General features: G+C 51.5%; 6 protein-coding genes. 5 read left to right on the forward strand and 1 reads right to left on the reverse strand.

Features of this window, described 5'->3' with window-relative positions:
• From NDA01_RS31225 to NDA01_RS31235, 3 genes are all read left to right on the forward strand, one after another.
• On the forward strand, window positions 1-427 hold a 427-nt coding region (locus NDA01_RS31225; protein ID WP_431193605.1), incomplete at its 5' end, for a hypothetical protein.
• A 304-nt stretch (window positions 428-731) separates the two neighbouring features.
• A complete protein-coding gene (locus NDA01_RS31230) occupies window positions 732-1,475 on the forward strand; it encodes a PEP-CTERM sorting domain-containing protein (protein ID WP_348231117.1) in 744 nt (247 codons plus the stop codon).
• A 96-nt stretch (window positions 1,476-1,571) separates the two neighbouring features.
• Window positions 1,572-2,867: a DUF4331 domain-containing protein gene (locus NDA01_RS31235; protein WP_348231118.1), complete on the forward strand. Its 1,296-nt coding sequence runs from the start codon at window positions 1,572-1,574 to the stop codon at window positions 2,865-2,867.
• On the opposite strand, the gene NDA01_RS31240 is transcribed toward NDA01_RS31235, so the two are convergent.
• Window positions 2,850-3,014 carry a hypothetical protein gene (locus NDA01_RS31240; RefSeq protein WP_348231119.1) on the reverse strand — a complete coding sequence of 55 codons (165 nt, stop codon included), beginning with the start codon at window positions 3,012-3,014 and terminating at the stop codon, window positions 2,850-2,852. The genes NDA01_RS31235 and NDA01_RS31240 overlap by 18 nt on opposite strands.
• A gap of 15 nt (window positions 3,015-3,029) precedes the next feature.
• Here NDA01_RS31240 and NDA01_RS31245 point away from each other — a divergent pair, with 15 nt between their 5' ends.
• Together NDA01_RS31245 and NDA01_RS31250 are read left to right on the forward strand one after the other, a co-directional pair.
• Window positions 3,030-4,427 carry a tetratricopeptide repeat protein gene (locus NDA01_RS31245; RefSeq protein ID WP_348231120.1) on the forward strand — a complete coding sequence of 466 codons (1,398 nt, stop codon included), beginning with the start codon at window positions 3,030-3,032 and terminating at the stop codon, window positions 4,425-4,427.
• A gap of 31 nt (window positions 4,428-4,458) precedes the next feature.
• Window positions 4,459-4,692 (forward strand): hypothetical protein (locus NDA01_RS31250; protein WP_431193606.1); only part of this gene is annotated, 234 nt, incomplete at its 3' end.

The following is a 4,692-nucleotide window of genomic DNA, read 5'->3' on the forward strand; positions in this document are numbered from 1 at the left end:
AGAAATTGCGGCCTCCGCGCAGGTTGCTACTTCTGCACCTCTGGGTGAACCTCTCCTGGTTCTAAGCCAACCTGCTTTTGCGATCGCGGTGCGGGATTTATTGCGGCACTTCACCCATCCAGATCGGCTCTATCACAATCCTCTGCTGCAATCTCGGCTGGTGATGGAGCGATCGCCTACCAACGCAAATAAAGCTAAGCGAGTAGCGGCTTTGCAGCACTTAGTTCAGGAAGCAGCCGCATCGTTACAAGCTTCTCATCGGGAAGCAAAACTTTACCGAGCGCTCTATCATACTTACCTTCAGCCCACTCCGACCCAAGAGCAAGTGGCTGAGTTACTCGATGTCCCCTTCAGTACCTTTCGTCGCCACCTCAAAAACGGTATGGCTCGGCTGACCGAAATCCTCTGGCATCAAGAGATCAGCTAAGCACAGCTCAGCAAAAGTGAACAAAAAATGAGCACTTTTCGGCCTGGAAATTCCTGGCTTCGTCGAACACAGTATGACTGTAAGTTCTGCATGTCTGGCTTGCACTCAAGCAATTTCAGGCATCCCCTATAGACCGACCCAACCCATTACTCAACCGTGCTTTGGATCTCATCTTGATGCAATGTAATCTATTTTACTTGATTTTCAAGAGATGCCACGAGTGAAACTACGTATCTAACTTTGATGACACTCGTAAATCTGAGTGCATGAGAGCGCTTAGAAAACCTTCTCAAAGAGAAAAGCAATGAAAAAATTTATACCAGCAATATTGCTGCCTGCGTTAGGGTTATTTTTGGCCGCTAGCCCTAGTTATGCAGTCACCTTAATTGAAACTGGAGATGCAGGCCAAACCCTCAACACAGCTCAAGCTATTCCCTCTGGGCCAACTTTACTAGAGTTTCTTGGTGGAGCCTTAGCAGACAACGATGCTGATCTGTTTCAAATCTTTTTAACTGGGGGCCAGACCTTTTCTGCTACCACTATTAGTCTAGAAACCTTGGTGGATTTGCCAGTCAATCAGTTTCTCGGAGCGCCTACAGCCCTGCTGGAAGATCCGCAATTATTTCTATTTGACGTAGAAGGTAAAGGTATCTACGGTAACGATGACAGCTTTGGCTCCCTACAGCCGACGCTGCTCTCTGGCGAGTTTTCTCCTAGCCAATCTGGCCTTTACTATCTAGCGATCGCGAGTGCTGGCTATAACCCCGTCAGCACCAATGGCGACATTTTTGCGACTGGTACCAATGATGTCCTAGAACCCACAGGCTTAGGAGGTGAATTGCCCCTGAGTGGTTTTGTGGGAACGAGTGCAACCCGTGGCACTTATGCGATCGCCTTGACCGGAGCCAGCACCGCTGTCCAATCCACCCCACCCGCCAGCGTGCCAGAACCAACTGCTGCTCTGGGCCTGATGGCACTGGGTGCTGGGGCTACTTGGAGCCAATGGAAATCTAAAAAACAGCAACGCGCTTCAGTTCCTCTGACATAGGTACTTTCATCTGGATTTCGCTACTAATCTCGCCCAGATGCCGCCCTACCTCGGCTGGATGCAGTCACTCTTTTATTTTTTTAGGAGACCTCTATAATGCCTAAGCCCCCTACGCTCCATGAGGCTAGCCCCTCATTGAATGAACCCACGACTGCCCCTAAAACTTCTGCCCGCCGTTGGCGCTTTGGCCTTGTGGCTCAGTTAAGCCTGCTAGTTTTAGGGATTGCTTTGACTGCTGGCCTAACACCGCAGTACCTGAAAGCGTCCGACCACGATGATGGCGAGGTGGATACTAAAGGCCGCAATCTGAATTTGACCGATCTATTTGTCTTCCGAGAACAAGATCAGAATCCCAACGCTTCAGCCGGTGATCTGATCTTGATCATGAATACAAACCCGCGATCGCTGGCTCGTCAGCAATACTACTTCAGCACCAAAGCTCGATATGAGTTTAAGGTCTCGCGAGTGGGCAACAATGATGCGACTCCCACAGGCGTACCGGATGTCACTCTACGATTTGAGTTTGACAAGCCCAATGCTAAAGGACAACAGGGCATGAAGCTGACGGCAATTCGCGACGGGGCTACCCTGACCGCAAATCAGCAGTTGCAAACTACAGCGCTCAATACTGCTCCCGAAGTCAGCCAGGTGGCGCTCGGGGGTTCTCAGGTTTCTGTTTTTGCGGGTTTACGAGAAGATCCTTTCTTCTTTGATGTGGAGCAATATTTCCGGGTTCGGGGCGGTGCGCTTGGCATTGGCCCCAAAGTAGGTTTCCGCGACCCTAGCACCGCAGTCGATTTTGCTAAGGGCTACAACGTCAACGCGATCGCAGTGCGAGTCCCCATCCAGTTTCTGCAAGGCGCTACCGCTACAACAACCTTTGATGTTTGGGAAACCATTTCAGCAGCGGGACCAAACGGCAAATTTACGCAGGTGGAGCGTTTAGCCAGACCCGCAATCAACGAAGGTTTAGTTGTAACCAATGACTTCTTGAATGCCTTAAACAGTGTTGGCCCTGATTTTGAAGCGGCGGCTTTAGCGGGCAGACAACCTGCGGCTAATATTGCTGGCCCCATTGTGGGAGAAGTAAAACAGACCCTGCTAGCCTTTGGGAACCCAGAAGCACGAGCCAATGCCTTGCTCGGTGCCTTTCTGCCCGATGTCATGCGGATTGATACCACAGGCCCAAGTGGCTACGCCAATGCTCTCAATGCTAAGGGCAGTCCGATTCGGGGTCGCTTGATCAAAGATGACGTGATCGACATCACCTTAAGCGTGGTGGCTGGGCAGCCTCTGAGCGACAACGTCTCCTATGAAGGTCAACCTGGTAATCCCGCTCAAGGTCACAAGGCGCTTGAGCCTACATTCCCTTATTTAGCCCTGCCTAATTAAGCCAACCGCGATCGCATCTTGATTCTCCTTGCCCAGGAAACCTTCAAAGCGTTTCTCTGCTTTGGCGGTAACACCTACCCGTAAGTGGGTACAAGGGGATTGCGATGCGTCGCAAGCATAAATGAGACGGGATGAGATGGGGCGCATTAAGGAGTAAGAGCTGTGAAACTGATAAACTACGACGCTTCAGCAGCTTGGCAAAACAGGCTCAGAGCAGTTCTATCGTCACCGCGTTTGGTGGCTCTGCCTGTCGTGGGCCTGCTTATTTTGATTCCAATTGGCTTGGGCTTGTGGCAACAGCAGTCTAGGGCACAGCTCGATCCCTTGTATCGTTACCAGTTCTCCCGTCCTGATCCGGGCAAGGTGACGCAGGCGCTGGAACGAGAGATGGCTTTCTATCAAACCCGGATTCTCTCAGACCCAAAAGGAGGGTTGAATCGGGCAGCTTTGGCTAGAACTTACTTAAAAATGGCGCGTGCCACAGGGGAAAGTAGTTGGTATTTATTGGCAGAGCAAACGGCGCAACAGTCGCTGGCTAACTTATCCTTCTCTAACCCTGAGGCAGTTTTGGTGCTGGCGCGAGTGGCAACGGCAAGACATGATTTTGCTGAAGCTTTGCGCCTGTTGAAGCAAGCCCCAGGTAGCCCAGATGCACTTTCTACTGCGACGACTGCCCACTTAGCGCTCGGTGATATTGCAGCGGCTGATGTAGCGGCAGAGCAACTCGTGAAGCAAACTCCTTCTCTAGGAGCTCTAACGCAACGGGCTTTAGTGAAGGTGGCTCAAGGCCAAGATAGAGCAGCGATTCAAGATCTACAACAGGCGATCGCCGTAGAAGAACCCGAGGAAACTGGGAGTTCTGTCTGGGCACGTACCCTCTTAGGGCGGTTGTACTTCAAGCGAGGCCAACTTCTGCAAGCACAGGCACTTTACAGAGAAACGTTGCGGATTTTGCCCCAGTATCCCCCAGCTCTGCTGAATCTAGCAGAACTAGAGGTACGGCAGGGAAATTATCGGGCAGCAGAGCGTTATTATTCTCAGTTTGCTTTGACTTCTCAAAAATCCCCAACCGTTCATGACCATGTGGTGATGCGTGGCATGGCCCGCGTCAAGGAACTGTTAGGAGATACGGCTGCGGCCCAATCTTGGCGAGATCGAGCAGAGGCGCGGTTACGGGAAGATCTGACCGGGTTTGGTCATCGTCGCGAACTGGCGCACTTGTTGCTAGAGCGAGGCAGACCAAAGGATATAGCGGAGGCATTGACCTTGATGCAGCAAGAGGTGCAGGCGCGTCGGGATGCTGAAACTCTAGATACCTTCGCTTGGGCCTTATCTAGCGCAGGACGTTGGCCAGAAGCGCAGCAAGCAATGCAGGCAGCACTGCAACCAGGGATTCGAGATGCAGCTTTATTCCACCGAGCAGGTGTGATTGAACAAACTTTGGGCAACTCGGCGAAGGCTCAACATTTTTTCCAGTTAGCCCAAGAAGCAGATCCTGCCTTTGATCAGCAAGCTCAGCGGGCTTTGGGTTTAGGTGTAGGACTTTTAGGGTTGAGCTGAATTCTTGATAAGAAGCAGGATTGAGATGGTTATGAATGTTGTCAATAGAAAGTGGTATCGCCTGCTCAGGCTCAGTCTGTTTTCCCTTTTGGGGTCTCTCTTGCTTTGGGTCGTAACTGCAACGCCGAGTCAATCGCATTGGGCAGACTTGACGGTGGCAGAGATTAGGGTAGCTGAAACTCAAGCTCAAATCACCCTGACCTTTCCCACAGGTCTACTGGCCTCAGCCGATGACAACCAAGATAACCAGCTTTCCCCCTCGGAA

Origin of the sequence: Trichocoleus desertorum AS-A10, from assembly GCF_039962155.1 — a bacterium.
In the GTDB taxonomy this organism is placed as follows: domain Bacteria; phylum Cyanobacteriota; class Cyanobacteriia; order FACHB-46; family FACHB-46; genus Trichocoleus.

Excerpts from the sequence above, each read along its gene's own strand:
- NDA01_RS31230 (WP_348231117.1), top strand. The coding sequence starts at position 732 with ATGAAAAAATTTATACCAGCAATATTGCTGCCTGCGTTAGGGTTATTT.
- NDA01_RS31235 (WP_348231118.1), top strand. The coding sequence starts at position 1,572 with ATGCCTAAGCCCCCTACGCTCCATGAGGCTAGCCCCTCATTGAATGAA.
- NDA01_RS31240 (WP_348231119.1), bottom strand. The coding sequence starts at position 3,014 with ATGCGCCCCATCTCATCCCGTCTCATTTATGCTTGCGACGCATCGCAA.